This window comes from Rhizobium sp. CFBP 8752, assembly GCF_014842035.1.
In the GTDB taxonomy this organism is placed as follows: Bacteria; Pseudomonadota; Alphaproteobacteria; order Rhizobiales; family Rhizobiaceae; genus Neorhizobium; species Neorhizobium soli.
This window is the reverse complement of the sequence record NZ_JACYUZ010000001.1, coordinates 1,955,096-1,969,039: the sequence shown is the minus strand read 5'-3', so window position 1 is coordinate 1,969,039 and position 13,944 is coordinate 1,955,096. Positions and strand designations below refer to the sequence as shown.

Genomic DNA, 13,944 nt, shown 5'->3' with positions numbered 1-13,944 from the left:
AGTTATATTAGGCGGTGTCGCGCCCTATTTGACAGGATGTGAAATGGTCTCTCACGGTGACAAGGACGGACGGGGCGACGAGAATTCGCGCAACATCGCCTACATCCGGCAGATGCTGGCAGAGTTGCGGCAGGTCGCGCTCAGCGAGGGGGCTGATATGCTGTGCTACCTCATCGAGATGGCCTATGTCGAGGCTGGCGACGTGCAGGCCGGGCGACGACCGCGATCAGTCTTCCATAGCAAGTGAGACCATGCCGCCCGGGTGCCGGTGCAGCCGACCGGCAAGATCGAGTTCCAGCAGAATAAGATAGACACTGGCCGCGGCAACACCCGTATGCCGGATGATATCGTCGATATCGACCGGTGTCGGACTAAGCGCCGAAATGATGCGCGTCCTGTCGTCGTCATCGGGCGGCAGGAGTGTGCTGCCTCTGCCGGGCTCTTCGATGACGGTATTTTGAAATCTATCGAGATCGGACAGCGGCGCCAACGCGTCCAGCACATCCGAAGCGCCGGTCGTGACGATGGCGCCCTGCTTGAGAAGTCCGTTCGTACCGTGGCAGCGCGGATCGAGTGGCGAGCCGGGGACGGCAAACACCAGCCGGCCGAAATCGGCAGCAAGCCTTGCGGTGATCAGCGAACCTGAACGCTCAGCCGCTTCGACAACAACAAGGCCCAGCGAAATTCCAGCGATAAGCCGGTTGCGACGGGGGAAATCACGCGCCCGGGGCTCCCACCCGAATGGCATCTCTGAAACGGCAAGGCCCCTGCCGGCGGTGATCTCATCGAGCAGGGCGACGTTTTCCGGCGGATAGGGACGGTCGAGGCCGCCGGCCAGAACCGCGATCGTGCCGGTATCGAGACTGGCGCGGTGCGACGCCGCATCGATGCCGCGAGCAAGTCCTGAAGTGATCGCATAACCGGCGCGGCCGCAATCTCTGGCAATCGCCGCCGCAAACTTCGCCCCGGCGATTGAGGCGTTGCGCGAGCCGACAATGCCGACCGAGGGGCGGGTGGCGGTGGAGAGATCGCCCTTTGCCGCAACGAGCGGCGGCGCTGCCTCGATCTGTCGCAACGCGGGAGGGTAGTCGGGTTCACCGATGCCGATGAACTGTGCGTTCTGGCGGCGTGCGATCTCCAGCTCGCGTTCGGCCTCACTGGCACTGGCGATGCGGATTGCCCGTGTCGATCCGCCGCGCGCTGACAACTCCGGCAACATGGCCAGCGCATTTTCCGCCGAGCCGCAATGATTGATGAGATCCCGGAATGTCGCCGGGCCGACATTGTCGGAGCGGATCAACCGCAGCCAGGCGATCTTCTGCCGTTCGGTGAGCGCAATTCCTATCCGTCTTGCGCTGCTATCCGGCATGATCCGTCCTTTAAGGGACTAGCCCTTTTGGCCGATCTTGCTTTCGGTGCCGGCAATCAACCGCTCGATATTCGTCTTGTGCTTGATAAAGGAGATGATCGTCATGAGAGCCATGACGGCAGCAATCTTTGGTTCCTGTATGAACCACAGCACAACCGGAATGACAAGGGTTGCAACCAGGGCGGACAGCGATGAGTACTTGCTGAGCTTGGCAACCGAAAGCCAGACCGCGGCAAACACCAGAACCATGAGCGGAGCAACCCCCAGCAGCGTGCCGATATAGGTCGCGACACCCTTGCCACCCTTGAAGCCGAGCCAGACGGGATAGAGGTGACCCATGAAGGCGGCAAAGCCCGCAAGAAGTCCGGCTTCCGGCCCGAAGGCGTACCAACCGATCAGAGCTGCGACCGTCGCCTTCAAGGCATCGAGCAGAAGCGTGCCGGCGGCGAGCTTCTTATTTCCGGTGCGAAGAACGTTGGTCGCCCCGATATTGCCGGAACCGATCGAGCGGATATCGCCGAGACCGGCGGCGCGGGTGAGAAGCAGGCCGAACGGGATCGAGCCCAACAGATAGCCGAGAACAAGCGCGCCGGCTGCGATCGGCAGCGTGATCTGCCAGGTAAGAAGGTCGGTTATCATGTGTTTCCCCCAAAGCCCCTAGTCGGGTTTGCCCCCGTTCCAACCATTTCGCGCAAGCGCGCGAGGGGTCGGCCCGCCCCATCTCTATCCCAGTTTATAGACGCATTTCCCGCCGACATAGGTTGCGACGGCGCGGCCGGAAAAGCGCGCGTCCTCGAACGGCGTGTTTTTCGAGCGCGACAGAAGCATATCCTTGGCGACGATCCAAGGCTCGTCGAGATCGATCAGCGTGATATCGGCCTTTGCGCCGGGTCTCAGCGTACCGGCATCGAGACCGAAGATTTCGGCCGGGCGGGTCGACATCGCCGAAATCAGCCGCATCAGCGGCACGCGCCCGTCATGATGCAGGCGAAGGGCTGCCGACAGCATGGTTTCGAGCCCGATCGCGCCATCGGCGGCATCAGCGAAGGGAAGGCGCTTGGTATCGACGTCCTGCGGATCGTGCGAGGACACGATGATATCGATGCTGCCGTCGGCGAGCGCCTCGACCATGGCGATTCGATCGTCTTCGGACCGCAGTGGCGGCGACAGCTTGAAGAAGCTGCGGTATTCGCCGATGTCGTTTTCATTGAGCGAAAGATGGTTGATCGACACGCCGCAGGTGACGTTGGCGCCGCGTGCGCGGGCAGACCGCATGGCTTCGGCCGATTCCGCCACCGAGATTTTTGCCGCGTGGTATTTGGCGCGGGTGAGGCCGGCGATGCGCAGATCGCGTTCAAGCGGAATGATCTCCGCTTCCTTGGGCACGCCCGACAGGCCGAGCCAGGAGGCGAACAGGCCCTCGTTCATGACGCCGTTGCCAAGATATTTCTCGCGCAGTTCGAGCGAGATCACCGCATCGAACTCGCGCGCATAGGTCATCGCGCGGCGCAGCAGCAGCGAATCGGACAGGCCGTGACGGCCATTGGTAAAGGCCACGGCACCGGCTTGCTGCAGCAGGCCGAACTCGGTCATCTCCTTGCCGGCAAGCCCTTTGGTGAGCGCTGCGGCAGTGTGGACATTGACGATCGCCTTGTCACGAGCCGTCTTCTGAACAAACTCAACGAGTGCGATATCGTCAAGAACAGGATCGGTATCCGGCATCATGATAAACGAGGTGACGCCACCGGCGGCAGCGGCGCGGCTGGCCGAAGAAATCGTCTCGCGATGTTCAGCACCCGGTTCGCCGACATAGACGCGCGCATCGACAAGCCCGGGCGTGGCGACAAGACCCTGGCAATCGCGGACCGTGGCGCCGTCGGGCGTGCCCTGGTTCTGGGCATCCTTTCCGGCCGCGAGGATGCGGCCGTCTGCGCCGATGATGATCGTGCCGGTTTCATCGAGATTGCGCGATGGATCGATGATGCGCAGGTTCCTGAGAACGGTGCCGTTGGACATGGTCGTGCTCATGCGCGCTCTCCCTGATTGGAGGTCAGGAGCGTTTCCATGACCGCCATGCGGACGGCGACGCCCATTTCGACCTGCTGCTCGATGACGCTCTGCGGACCGTCGGCGACATCGGAAGCGATCTCGACGCCGCGGTTCATCGGACCCGGATGCATGACCAGCGCATCACCCTTGGCGACTTTGAGCTTTTCCGCATCGAGACCGTAGAAGTGGAAGTATTCGCGCACCGACGGCACGAAGGAGCCGGCCATGCGCTCGCGCTGCAGGCGCAGCATCATCACCACATCCGCATCCCGCAAACCTTCTTCCATCGAGTGGAAGACCTCGACGCTCATGTCGCGGATGCCTGAGGGAAGAAGCGTCGATGGCGCGACGACCCGGACGCGGGCGCCCATGGCATTCAAGAGGATGATGTTGGAGCGGGCGACCCGCGAATGCAAAACGTCGCCGCAGATGGCGACGATGATGCCCGACAGCTTGCCCTTGGCGCGGCGGATGGTCAAAGCGTCGAGCAGCGCCTGTGTCGGATGTTCATGCTGACCATCGCCGGCATTGACCACCGAGCAGGTCACCTTCTGGGCAAGCAGGGCCGCGGCACCGGCCGACGAATGCCTGAGAACCAGCACGTCCGGGTGCATGGCGTTCAGCGTCATCGCCGTATCGATCAGCGTTTCGCCCTTCTTCACGGAAGAATTGCTGACGGACATGTTCATCACGTCGGCGCCGAGCCGTTTGCCGGCGAGCTCGAACGAGGACTGCGTGCGTGTCGAGGCTTCGAAGAAGAGATTGATCTGGGTGAGGCCCCGAAGCGTGGACGTCTTCTTTTCCCGCTGCCGGGAAATCTGCACGGCCTCGTCGGCCTTGTCGAGAAGCGTCGTAATGTCCTGCCGGGTGAGACCCTTGATGCCAAGGAGATGGCGGTGGGGAAAGAAGACCATAGGGGGCGTCTCCGCTTGCGTTCGGCGGTCTATAAGGTCTGGGGGGAAAGGCCGCAAGCGGGATGGGAGGTTATGTCACTGCTGTTTTCCCCCGTTTCCGGGATTCCCAACCGCAAGCCGTTTGTTGAGAACGCTGAAATTCCTTCTGTGCTGCCGTTCCCACGCCCTTTAACTTCCGCTAGAACCGCCCCATGAACGACATGTCGCGCGATGAAGAAAAATTTGGTGAACTGAACCAGCCGAAGCCCTGGTCGGGGATCAATGCCTACCGCTCCGATCCCCTTGTGGTCGACCTGACCGGCGATCTGAACCGCGCGATCCGCGACGAATACGACCAGCTCGGCAATTACGTGACCTCTCCGGAAGCCCAGGAACTGGCGCGGATGGCGAACGAAAATCCGCCCAAACTGCGCACCCACGGTCCGCGCGGCGAGCGGCAGGACACGGTTGAGTTCCATCCTGCCTGGCATGCCCTGATGCGCCGCTCGATGCAGAGCGGCCTGCATTCGTCGATCTGGGAGACCATTCCGGAGCAGCGTGCACACGAACACAAGGTTCGCGCCACGCGCTTTTATCTGTCCGCCCAGCTGGAATGCGGCCATCTGTGCCCGCTGACGATGACGAGCGCTTCGATTGCGGCGATGATGGCTTCCCCACGCGTCCACAAGGAATGGGCGCCGAAAGTTCTGTCGCGCAAATACGATTCGACCAATCGGCCGGCCATGCAGAAGTCCGCCATCACGGTCGGCATGGGCATGACCGAAAAGCAAGGCGGCACCGACGTGCGCGCCAACCGGTCGACCGCCGAGCGTGTGGGCGAGGGAATCTACCGCCTTTCCGGCCACAAGTGGTTCATGTCGGCGCCGATGAGCGACGGCTTTATCATGCTGGCAAAGACAAATGAGGGAATCGGCTGTTTCCTCGTGCCGCGGCTTCTTGAAGACGGTTCGGCCAATGGCTTGAACTTCCAGCGGCTGAAGGACAAGCTCGGCAACCGCTCCAATGCATCGTCCGAAGTCGAGTTCACCGACGCCTTCGGCTATCTGCTCGGCGAGTCCGGTGGAGGCATCCGCACCATTCTCGATATGGTGACGCTGACCCGTCTCGATTGTGCTGTCGCGTCTGCCGGCATGATGCGCGCGTCGCTGGCCGAAGCGGTCCATCATACCCGCGGTCGTGCCGTGTTCGGCAAGAACCTGATCGATCAGCCGCTGATGACGCGCGTGCTCGCCGATATGGCGCTGGATGTCGCGGCCGCGACAGCGCTGTCGTTCCGGCTTGCCGACGCGTTCGATCGCGCCCGCGGCAACCCCGGCGATGCCGCCTATGCCCGCGTCATGACGCCTGTCATCAAATACTGGAACTGCAAGATCGCGCCATCGCTGATCGCCGAGGCAATGGAATGCCTTGGCGGCAATGGGTATGTCGAGGAGCGTCCGATTGCCCGGCATTACCGCGAGGCGCCGGTGAATGCGATCTGGGAAGGCTCGGGCAGTGTCATGGCGCTTGACGTTCTGCGCGTGCTGTCGCGAGGACGCGATCTGTTCGATACGGTTCTGGCCGGCTTCGAGCGGGACCTCGGCGCTTCCGGCAAGAAGACCGTGGAAGTCTTGCGTGCCGCGATGGCGCTGTGCGAACGCGACGAGGGCGCTGCAAGGCTTCTGATAGAGCAGCTGGCGCTGGCCGCCGGCGCCGCAGAGCTTGCGCGCCTCGGTGCCGGCAAGATCGCCGATGCCTTCCTCGAAACCCGTCTCGCGGGCGGCTGGCGCTCGACCTATGGCATGCTCGATGCCCGCTTCGATGCCCGCTACATCGTCGATCTTCTCTACCCGCCAGCGGCGTAAGAAGAAGTCGCCGAAAGGAGAGACGAAGACTGCCTGTGGGGCGAGGGCATCCACTGCAGCGCATCCACTTGTCTCTTGTGTAACGCAGCATGCGCCCGGTTTCGGTATTCTATCCTGTGCACGGCGCCCGTGTGGCGCTTGCGATGATGGGAAACGACGGGGTATCGCAACAGTTAACAAAGAGTTGCGAAACAGGCGGGCGATGCTTCAGATAGCCGAGACGAATACCGAGACCGGTGCTGCATCAGCTCAGGCCATACGTCCGCGCAACCGGGCCGGCACGGAGCGGGCGATCTTCATTGCTGCCCGCACGCTGCTGGCCGAGGAAGGGTTTCAAGGCTTCGGCGTCAATGCGGTCGCACGGCGCGCCGGCTGCGACAAGCAGCTGATCTATCGCTATTACGGCGGGCTGAACGGCCTCATCGACGCGATCGGTGCCGACCTCGGCAACTGGGTCAAGGATCGCATTCCCGAAGATACCGGCGGCATGTTTCTTTTGACCTACGGCGACCTGATGGAAAAGCTCGCCATCTATTTCATGGATGCGCTGCGCGAGGATCCGCTCGTCTGCAAGATCGTCGCCTGGGAAGTCTCGCAGGATACGCCACAGGTGCGGCGTCTGACCGAATCACGCACCAAGGCTCTCTCAAAGTGGCTCGACAAGATGCGCGGCTCGCTGACGCCGCCAAAAGGTGTCGATGTCGCGACCACGAATGCCATCCTGTTTGCCGCCATCCAGCATCTGGTCGTCTCGTCTGCCGTCAGCGGCCAGTTCGCCGGCATACCGTTAAAGTCCGAGAAAGACTGGGAAAAGGTAGCGTCTTCCGTCCGCCGCCTGGTTCGCGCCATCTACGGCTGAGCAGCAGACGTTCTCCACAGCGACGCTCTGGAAATTAACCATGTTTGGCGTTTTGAATTGCAGCTTTCGCCATGCGGCCTAAATCTCTGGTTAATGATTTCTTAACCAAATCGCGGCCGTCCATGGGCAAGAATGCAACTTCCACAACGAGCATCGCATTGCTGATCGTCATGACGACGATCTTTGCAGTGCTGGCGCTCGACATTGCCATTCCTGCTCTGGTCCTCAGCCTGATGGCGCTGTCGAGATGGGTCGTAACGCTGGACCTGTCTCCAGCGGAACCAGAAGGCGAAACCGCATGAAGTTGCTCTTGATCTTGTGGGCAGGGCCCGTGCTTTTGCTGGGCAGCTGGTACGGGCTTTCCTATTACGACATGAGCTTCGGCTTCTTCATGCTGACCCGTCAGACCCATGATCTGGTCTTTCAGGTCTATGGCGACGTCCTCGGAATTCCGCCCGAAACCATCCCGCCGCTGGTTGCCCGCGCAATCGCATTCGACAGTCTTGTCGTTTTCGCCATCATCGCCTTCCGCAAGCGCAAGCAGATTGCAGCCTGGTGGCGTAGCCGTCAGGTGGGGACGTCGTTGCCGGTTTCTCTGGCAAGGGACGAAAGCCTGTCCAAGGCTCCCTGAAGAATGAAGCTCGCGGCCGCCGAATCGATACGTTCGGCGCGCTTGGCCCGCGAAACATCCATCTCCAGAAGTGCCCGTTCGGCCGCGACCGTCGATAGTCTCTCGTCCCAGAAGACGAAGGGAATGGTAGTCTTGTCCGACATCGCCCGCACAAAGGCGCGGGTTGCCTGGGCCCGCGGCCCGGCGGAACCATCCATGTTCATCGGCATCCCGAGAATAAAGGCTGAGACCTTCTCCTTCTCCGCGAACGCCAGCAGAACCTCCGCATCCTTGGTGAACTTGACGCGCTTGATGACGGTGCGGGGCGTGGCAAACCGCCGGCCGAGATCGGACATCGCAAGCCCGATGGTTTTGGTACCGAGATCGAGCCCTGCAACTGCCTTGCCGGGCGCAAGTGTCGCGGCGAGTTCTTCGATGGTCAGGATTGCCATATGCCGGCCTTAGGTTTTCTTGCGCACGAATTCGGTGCGCAGCACGAGGCCCTTGATCGCATCGTGCCGGCAATCGATCTCTTCCGGATTGTCGGTGAGACGGATCGAGCGGATGACGGTGCCCTGTTTCAGCGTCTGACCGGCTCCCTTCACCTTGAGATCCTTGATGAGAGTGACTGCATCGCCATCGGCAAGAATATTGCCGGCTGAGTCACGCACCTCGGATGCAGCGGAAGCCTTCGCAGCCGCATCGGCTGCAGACAGCCATTCGCCGGTAGCCTCGTCATAAATATAATCGTCGTCGGCCATGTCGGTTTCCTTAGGGGTTCGGATGTGACGCAATCGCAGCGAGCATGCGACGATCATATCGGGATGCGACCGCTTAACCCAGTGGCAAGTCCGTGGCAACGTGGCGCCGCCTGTGTGTCAATTCCGATACGGGCGCTGCTCGCGCAATCATCGTCCTAGACCTTTGAAATGTGAAAGCGCCGCGTTATTTGATGAGGTGTGAGGTGAGACAACTGAGTTCAGAGTCTCATCCGCTTTCGGTGCTTCGAAACCTCCCTTTCGAAGTTCCATCTATGAATTTTGATTTGGTGTCATCACCTCTCTTTTTGCCATCCTCAAGGACACTTCCCCATGAAAATTACCTGGCTCGGCCATGCCGCCTTCCGCATCGAAACGGCAAAGGCAAAGATCCTGATCGACCCGTTCCTGACCCATAGCCCGACCTTTGCCGGCCAGGATCTGAAAGACGTGACCGAAGGTGTCACGCATATCCTTCTCACCCACGGTCATGGTGATCATGTCGGTGATACGGTCGCGATCGCCAAGGAAAAGGGCGCCATCGTTCTGGCCAACGCCGATCTTGCTTCCTGGCTGGGTGGAAAAGGCGTCGAGAAGCTCGAGATGGGCAATACCGGCGGCACAGTCGGCTTCGAGGGCTTCACCGCGACCTTCACACAGGCGCTCCATTCGTCCGGCCAGATCGACGAGCTCGGCGTGTCCCACTCGCTCGGTTCCGCGAACGGACTGATGCTGCATTTCGACGACGAGATGTCGGTTCTGCACATGGGTGATACGGATATCTTTACCGACATGGGACTCATCAACGAGTTGCACCAGCCGGATATCGGCATCGTGTCGATCGGCGACCGCTTCACCATGGGCGGTGCTGTCGCAGCCGTTGCCTGCCAGCGCTTCTTCGATTTCAAGCACGCCATTCCCTGCCACTACGGCACGTTCCCGATCATCGAGCAGACACCCGACAAGTTCGTCAAGGGCATGGAAGGCAGCCGCACCGCCGTCGAGGTGCCGGGCGTCGGCGTGACGCTGACCTGCTGAACGGGCATTTCAGTTAAGGCGCGCCAGGAAACCGGCGCCCTGCCTGTTGCGAAGGACGGGCATGGCCATTATAGCGAAGGTGAATTTTACCACCGGAGCCCTGCCATGTCCGTCGATCTCGCCACCGTCAAGCGCGTCGCGCGCCTCGCCCGTATTGCGGTTACGGAGGATGAGGCCAATCGCATGGTTGGCGAATTGAACGGGATCATCGATTTCGTCGAACAACTCTCGGAAGTCGATGTCACAGGCGTCGAGCCTATGACCTCGGTGATGCCGATGGAAATGCGGTTGCGCGCCGACGTCGTCACCGACGGCAACAAGGCAGACGATATCGTCGCCAACGCGCCGGCAACCGACCGCAATTTCTTCATGGTGCCGAAGGTCGTCGAATAAGCCGCTTTAGCCCAAGCGCCGCCGACCCGTTTTAGCCTTTCGAGAGCACGAAAAATCATGACCGACCTGACCAGCCTGACCATTGCCGAAGCCCGCGACAAACTGGCATCGAAGGAATTCACTTCCGTCGATCTGACGAACGCCTATCTCGGCGCCATCGACGCTGCAAATTCCGTCCTGAACGCCTACATCACCGTTACGCCCGAGATGGCGCTGGAGATGGCCGGGGCATCCGATGCCCGTCGGGCTTCGGGTCAAGTCGGGGCGCTGGAAGGTATTCCGCTCGGCATCAAGGATCTGTTTGCCACCAAAGGCGTCCACACCCAGGCCTGCAGCCATATACTCGACGGGTTCAAGCCCGAATACGAATCGACCGTCACTCAGAACCTGTGGGATGACGGCGCCGTCATGCTTGGCAAGCTCAACATGGACGAGTTCGCCATGGGCTCCTCCAACGAGACCTCGCATTACGGACCGGTGGTCAATCCCTGGAAAGCCGAAGGCTCGAACACTCAGCTGGTTCCGGGCGGCTCCTCGGGCGGTTCAGCCGCTGCCGTCGCCGCGCATCTTTGCGCCGGTGCGACCGCGACCGATACCGGCGGCTCGATCCGCCAGCCGGCCGCCTTTACCGGCACCGTCGGCATCAAGCCCACCTATGGCCGCTGCTCGCGCTGGGGCACTGTCGCGTTTGCATCTTCGCTCGATCAGGCCGGCCCCATTGCACGCGACGTGCGTGATGCCGCGATCATGCTGAAGTCGATGGCAAGCGTCGACCGCAAGGACACGACCTCGGTCGATCTGCCTATTCCGGATTACGAGAAGGCGCTCGGCCAGTCGGTCAAGGGCATGAAGATCGGCATTCCGAAGGAATATCGCGTCGACGGCATGCCTGAAGACATCGAGGCCCTGTGGCAGAAGGGCATTGCCTTCCTGAAGGATGCCGGTGCCGAGATCGTCGATATCTCGCTGCCGCACACGAAATACGCGCTGCCTGCCTATTACATCGTGGCGCCCGCTGAAGCCTCGTCCAACCTTGCCCGCTATGACGGCGTTCGCTACGGCCTGCGCGTCGACGGCAAGGACATTTCCGACATGTACGAGAAGACCCGTGCTGCCGGCTTCGGTACTGAGGTCAAGCGCCGCATCATGATCGGCACCTACGTTCTTTCGGCCGGCTATTACGACGCCTACTACCTGCAGGCGCAAAAAGTCCGCACGCTGATCAAGCGCGATTTCGAACTCTGCTTCCATGCCGGTGTCGACGCCATCCTGACACCAGCGACACCGTCGTCTGCCTTCGGCATTGCCGACGAGGCACTCGCTGCCGATCCGGTCGCGATGTACCTGAACGACATCTTCACCGTGACGGTCAACATGGCAGGCCTTCCCGGCATCGCCGTACCGGCCGGTCTCGACAAGAAGGGCCTGCCGCTTGGCCTGCAGCTGATCGGTAAGCCGTTCGACGAGGAAACCCTGTTCCGCACAGCGCACGTGATCGAACAGGCGGCAGGCAAGTTCACGCCTGCGAAATGGTGGTAGCGGCAGGTCGGCTGTCCGGCATCTGCCAACCCAGTGCGGTTCTAGCCCGAATCGCACGCCGATGATCTACTGTTCCTGAGACAGGAGACTCCATGGCAGTCATTCGCAACGCACGCCAGGACGACGAAGCCGCGCTAGTTCAGATCGGCTTGCTCAGCTGGGAAAAAGCGATGGGCGCCGTTGGCGATCCGTCCAGCATGCGCGAAAGTGCGCTTGCCGCATTCCGCGACTTCGTTTCCTCGTCCTGGCTGACGATTCTCGTGATCGAGGCGCACGGCACGGTCGCCGGCTGGGCGGCCTGCGAGAATCGCGACGACCTGATCACCGACTTCTGGATCGATCCGCAGTTTGAGGGGCAGGGGCTCGGCAAGGCGCTGCTCGCCGATATCGAGGCCGATATCGTTCGTCGCGGGTTCGATAAGTCGCGGGTCGAGACCCATGCGCAGAACGATGGGGCAGTCGGTTTCTTCGAAAAGCAGGGATACAGCGTCCATTGGCTTTCGAGCGCCTATCAGCCGAAGATCGATCGCGACATCCAGTCGATGGGACTGTCCAAGCAACTCGTATCCGACGATCCGGGCACCTACGGGCCGAATTTTTAAACGCCGACGAGCAGCGTCCAGATCGATGCCAGCATTCCGGACACCGCAAGGATCAGCACGACACCCATGCAGACATGCAGCGTGACGATGGCTGCAAGGATGGTCCTGAACGGCTCCTTGTGCGTCTTGTGACGCAACATGCGCTGAGCCGCCACGGCGCCCAGACTTCCGCCGGCAAATGCAAGCAGGAGGAGCGTGGTTTCGCTGACCCGCCAGCGTCCATTCCTGGCGGCCCGCTTGTCGATCCAGTAGACGGAAAAGACGACTGCGTTGAAGAGGATGCAGAGAACGAGAAGTGTCAGCGCAAGGTTGAGGGTCATGAACCCCAGCTAACTGCGCTCCGGTTAAGATTCATCCTCAGTGGTATCAGATGTTTCACCCGGCAAGCCTTGGCCTACGCTTGCACCTCGCCAACATTTGCTCTACCCACAAAGCACTTCGAAACTAAGCCCGAACGAGCATAAGATGACCCTAGTTGACGTCCGCACGCCCGATCCGAAACGCTTCATTCCCGGCGCCACTGGCGATTGGGAAGTGATCATCGGCATGGAGGTGCACGCCCAGGTTCTCTCCAATTCGAAACTGTTCTCCGGCGCTTCGACCGAGTTCGGCAAGCCTGCCAATGCCAACGTCTCGCTGGTCGATGCGGCAATGCCCGGCATGCTGCCCGTGATCAACGAGGAATGCGTGCGCCAGGCTGTCCGCACAGGCCTTGGCCTGAAGGCGCAGATCAACAACCGTTCGATCTTCGACCGCAAGAACTATTTCTATCCGGATCTTCCGCAGGGCTACCAGATCTCGCAGTTCAAGGATCCGATCGTCGGCGAAGGCCAGATCGTCATCTCGCTCGGCCCCGACCGCCAGGGCCAGTTCGAGGATATCGAGATCGGCATCGAGCGCCTGCATCTGGAGCAGGATGCCGGCAAGTCGATGCATGACCAGCACCCGACCATGTCCTATGTGGATCTCAACCGGTCCGGCGTAGCTCTGATGGAGATCGTCTCGAAGCCGGACATGCGCTCTTCCGATGAGGCGAAGGCCTATATGACGAAGCTGCGCTCGATCGTGCGCTATCTCGGCACCTGCGACGGCAACATGGACGAAGGTTCGATGCGCGCCGACGTCAACGTCTCTGTGCGCCGTCCGGGCGAAGGTTTCGGCACACGCTGCGAAATCAAGAACGTCAATTCTATCCGCTTCATCGGCCAGTCGATCGAATACGAAGCGCGTCGCCAGATCGCCATCCTCGAGGACGGCGGCTCGATCGACCAGGAGACCCGCCTCTTCGATCCGGGCAAGGGCGAAACGCGGTCGATGCGCTCCAAGGAAGATGCGCATGACTACCGCTATTTCCCGGATCCGGACCTGCTGCCGCTCGTCTTCGACGACGCGTTCGTCGCAGAGCTTGCCAAGGACCTGCCGGAACTGCCTGACGACAAGAAGGCTCGCTTCGTGGCTGAACTTGGCCTTTCGATCTATGACGCCTCGGTTCTGGTGTCTGAGAAGGCGATCGCCGATTACTACGAAGCCGTGGCTGAGGGCCGCGACGGCAAGATGGCGGCAAACTGGGTCATCAACGACTTGCTGGGCGCCTTGAACAAAGCGGGCAAAGGCATTGAAGAGACTCCGGTTTCCCCAGCCCAGCTCGGCGGCATCATCGATCTGATCAAGTCGGAAGTCATCTCCGGCAAGATCGCCAAGGACCTGTTCGAGATCGTCTTTTCCGAAGGCGGTGACCCGGCTGAGATCGTCGAGAGCCGCGGTATGAAGCAGGTGACCGACACCGGCGCCATCGAAAAAGCCGTGGACGACATTATCGCCGCCAATCCCGATCAGGTCGCCAAGGTGCTGGCCAAGCCGACGCTTGCCGGCTGGTTCGTGGGACAGGTGATGAAGTCGACCGGCGGCAAGGCAAACCCGCAGGCCGTCCAGGCTCTGGTCAAGGCCAAGCTGGGCATCGAGGACTAAC

General features: G+C 61.1%; 18 protein-coding genes. 10 read left to right on the top strand and 8 right to left on the bottom strand.

The features are described from left to right. The first annotated feature begins 43 nt into the window (after positions 1-43). Entirely contained in the window at positions 44-247 is a 204-nt protein-coding gene (locus IFT59_RS09565) for a hypothetical protein (protein ID WP_062453210.1), read from the top strand. Here IFT59_RS09565 and dprA read toward each other — a convergent pair. From dprA to IFT59_RS09545, 4 genes are all read right to left on the bottom strand, one after another. Then, a complete protein-coding gene (gene dprA, locus IFT59_RS09560; protein WP_192086698.1) occupies positions 227-1,369 on the bottom strand; it encodes a DNA-processing protein DprA in 1,143 nt (380 codons plus the stop codon). The two genes, IFT59_RS09565 and dprA, sit on opposite strands and share 21 nt — an antisense overlap. Positions 1,370-1,387: 18 nt before the next feature. Continuing rightward, a complete protein-coding gene (gene plsY, locus IFT59_RS09555; protein WP_192086697.1) occupies positions 1,388-2,008 on the bottom strand; it encodes a glycerol-3-phosphate 1-O-acyltransferase PlsY in 621 nt (206 codons plus the stop codon). Positions 2,009-2,092: 84 nt separating this feature from the next. Continuing rightward, positions 2,093-3,385: a dihydroorotase gene (locus IFT59_RS09550; RefSeq protein ID WP_062580256.1), complete on the bottom strand. Its 1,293-nt coding sequence runs from the start codon at positions 3,383-3,385 to the stop codon at positions 2,093-2,095. Between the two features lie 8 nt (positions 3,386-3,393). After that, complete coding sequence (locus IFT59_RS09545; protein ID WP_062453206.1) at positions 3,394-4,332, bottom strand: aspartate carbamoyltransferase catalytic subunit; 939 nt, start codon at positions 4,330-4,332, stop codon at positions 3,394-3,396. Between the two features lie 191 nt (positions 4,333-4,523). Between IFT59_RS09545 and IFT59_RS09540 the strand changes: the two genes are divergently transcribed. Beyond that, positions 4,524-6,176 (top strand): acyl-CoA dehydrogenase family protein, encoded by a 1,653-nt coding sequence (locus tag IFT59_RS09540; protein WP_092662012.1) that lies wholly within the window; start codon positions 4,524-4,526, stop codon positions 6,174-6,176. A gap of 202 nt (positions 6,177-6,378) precedes the next feature. After that, on the top strand, positions 6,379-7,035 hold the full coding sequence (locus IFT59_RS09535; RefSeq protein ID WP_092662014.1) for a TetR/AcrR family transcriptional regulator: 657 nt from the start codon (positions 6,379-6,381) through the stop codon (positions 7,033-7,035). Between the two features lie 34 nt (positions 7,036-7,069). On the opposite strand, the gene IFT59_RS09530 is transcribed toward IFT59_RS09535, so the two are convergent. Beyond that, positions 7,070-7,207: a hypothetical protein gene (locus IFT59_RS09530; protein ID WP_156461817.1), complete on the bottom strand. Its 138-nt coding sequence runs from the start codon at positions 7,205-7,207 to the stop codon at positions 7,070-7,072. Here IFT59_RS09530 and IFT59_RS23280 point away from each other — a divergent pair. Further along, on the top strand, positions 7,158-7,337 hold the full coding sequence (locus IFT59_RS23280) for a hypothetical protein (RefSeq protein WP_062453202.1): 180 nt from the start codon (positions 7,158-7,160) through the stop codon (positions 7,335-7,337). The genes IFT59_RS09530 and IFT59_RS23280 overlap by 50 nt on opposite strands. Further along, positions 7,334-7,666, top strand: coding sequence for a DUF6105 family protein (locus IFT59_RS09520; protein ID WP_062453201.1), 333 nt, complete (start codon positions 7,334-7,336; stop codon positions 7,664-7,666). The genes IFT59_RS23280 and IFT59_RS09520 overlap by 4 nt, the downstream gene beginning before the upstream one ends. On the opposite strand, the gene ruvX is transcribed toward IFT59_RS09520, so the two are convergent. Next, on the bottom strand, positions 7,603-8,097 hold the full coding sequence (gene ruvX, locus IFT59_RS09515; RefSeq protein WP_092662016.1) for a Holliday junction resolvase RuvX: 495 nt from the start codon (positions 8,095-8,097) through the stop codon (positions 7,603-7,605). The genes IFT59_RS09520 and ruvX overlap by 64 nt on opposite strands. A 9-nt stretch (positions 8,098-8,106) precedes the next feature. Then, entirely contained in the window at positions 8,107-8,406 is a 300-nt protein-coding gene (locus tag IFT59_RS09510; protein WP_062453199.1) for an alkylphosphonate utilization protein, read from the bottom strand. Positions 8,407-8,736: 330 nt separating this feature from the next. Here IFT59_RS09510 and IFT59_RS09505 point away from each other — a divergent pair, with 330 nt between their 5' ends. From IFT59_RS09505 to IFT59_RS09490, 4 genes are all read left to right on the top strand, one after another. After that, positions 8,737-9,441: a metal-dependent hydrolase gene (locus tag IFT59_RS09505; protein WP_192086696.1), complete on the top strand. Its 705-nt coding sequence runs from the start codon at positions 8,737-8,739 to the stop codon at positions 9,439-9,441. Positions 9,442-9,546: 105 nt separating this feature from the next. Beyond that, on the top strand, positions 9,547-9,834 hold the full coding sequence (gene gatC, locus IFT59_RS09500; RefSeq protein ID WP_062453197.1) for an Asp-tRNA(Asn)/Glu-tRNA(Gln) amidotransferase subunit GatC: 288 nt from the start codon (positions 9,547-9,549) through the stop codon (positions 9,832-9,834). A 57-nt stretch (positions 9,835-9,891) separates the two neighbouring features. Next, a complete protein-coding gene (gene gatA, locus IFT59_RS09495) occupies positions 9,892-11,373 on the top strand; it encodes an Asp-tRNA(Asn)/Glu-tRNA(Gln) amidotransferase subunit GatA (protein ID WP_174196001.1) in 1,482 nt (493 codons plus the stop codon). A 92-nt stretch (positions 11,374-11,465) separates the two neighbouring features. Continuing rightward, on the top strand, positions 11,466-11,975 hold the full coding sequence (locus IFT59_RS09490; protein ID WP_192086695.1) for a GNAT family N-acetyltransferase: 510 nt from the start codon (positions 11,466-11,468) through the stop codon (positions 11,973-11,975). Here the strand turns inward: IFT59_RS09490 and IFT59_RS09485 are convergent. Continuing rightward, entirely contained in the window at positions 11,972-12,295 is a 324-nt protein-coding gene (locus tag IFT59_RS09485; RefSeq protein ID WP_192086694.1) for a DUF1294 domain-containing protein, read from the bottom strand. The two genes, IFT59_RS09490 and IFT59_RS09485, sit on opposite strands and share 4 nt — an antisense overlap. 145 nt (positions 12,296-12,440) lie before the next feature. Between IFT59_RS09485 and gatB the strand changes: the two genes are divergently transcribed. Next, positions 12,441-13,943 carry an Asp-tRNA(Asn)/Glu-tRNA(Gln) amidotransferase subunit GatB gene (gatB, locus tag IFT59_RS09480; protein WP_192086693.1) on the top strand — a complete coding sequence of 501 codons (1,503 nt, stop codon included), beginning with the start codon at positions 12,441-12,443 and terminating at the stop codon, positions 13,941-13,943. Position 13,944: the final 1 nt, after the last annotated feature.

Bases quoted from the DNA above. Each gene is read 5' to 3' on its own strand.
- IFT59_RS09565 (WP_062453210.1), top strand. From the start codon at position 44: ATGGTCTCTCACGGTGACAAGGACGGACGGGGCGACGAGAATTCGCGC.
- dprA (WP_192086698.1), bottom strand. From the start codon at position 1,369: ATGCCGGATAGCAGCGCAAGACGGATAGGAATTGCGCTCACCGAACGG.
- plsY (WP_192086697.1), bottom strand. From the start codon at position 2,008: ATGATAACCGACCTTCTTACCTGGCAGATCACGCTGCCGATCGCAGCC.
- IFT59_RS09550 (WP_062580256.1), bottom strand. From the start codon at position 3,385: ATGTCCAACGGCACCGTTCTCAGGAACCTGCGCATCATCGATCCATCG.
- IFT59_RS09545 (WP_062453206.1), bottom strand. From the start codon at position 4,332: ATGGTCTTCTTTCCCCACCGCCATCTCCTTGGCATCAAGGGTCTCACC.
- IFT59_RS09540 (WP_092662012.1), top strand. From the start codon at position 4,524: ATGAACGACATGTCGCGCGATGAAGAAAAATTTGGTGAACTGAACCAG.
- IFT59_RS09535 (WP_092662014.1), top strand. From the start codon at position 6,379: ATGCTTCAGATAGCCGAGACGAATACCGAGACCGGTGCTGCATCAGCT.
- IFT59_RS23280 (WP_062453202.1), top strand. From the start codon at position 7,158: ATGGGCAAGAATGCAACTTCCACAACGAGCATCGCATTGCTGATCGTC.
- IFT59_RS09530 (WP_156461817.1), bottom strand. From the start codon at position 7,207: ATGACGATCAGCAATGCGATGCTCGTTGTGGAAGTTGCATTCTTGCCC.
- IFT59_RS09520 (WP_062453201.1), top strand. From the start codon at position 7,334: ATGAAGTTGCTCTTGATCTTGTGGGCAGGGCCCGTGCTTTTGCTGGGC.
- ruvX (WP_092662016.1), bottom strand. From the start codon at position 8,097: ATGGCAATCCTGACCATCGAAGAACTCGCCGCGACACTTGCGCCCGGC.
- IFT59_RS09510 (WP_062453199.1), bottom strand. From the start codon at position 8,406: ATGGCCGACGACGATTATATTTATGACGAGGCTACCGGCGAATGGCTG.
- IFT59_RS09505 (WP_192086696.1), top strand. From the start codon at position 8,737: ATGAAAATTACCTGGCTCGGCCATGCCGCCTTCCGCATCGAAACGGCA.
- gatC (WP_062453197.1), top strand. From the start codon at position 9,547: ATGTCCGTCGATCTCGCCACCGTCAAGCGCGTCGCGCGCCTCGCCCGT.
- gatA (WP_174196001.1), top strand. From the start codon at position 9,892: ATGACCGACCTGACCAGCCTGACCATTGCCGAAGCCCGCGACAAACTG.
- IFT59_RS09490 (WP_192086695.1), top strand. From the start codon at position 11,466: ATGGCAGTCATTCGCAACGCACGCCAGGACGACGAAGCCGCGCTAGTT.
- IFT59_RS09485 (WP_192086694.1), bottom strand. From the start codon at position 12,295: ATGACCCTCAACCTTGCGCTGACACTTCTCGTTCTCTGCATCCTCTTC.
- gatB (WP_192086693.1), top strand. From the start codon at position 12,441: ATGACCCTAGTTGACGTCCGCACGCCCGATCCGAAACGCTTCATTCCC.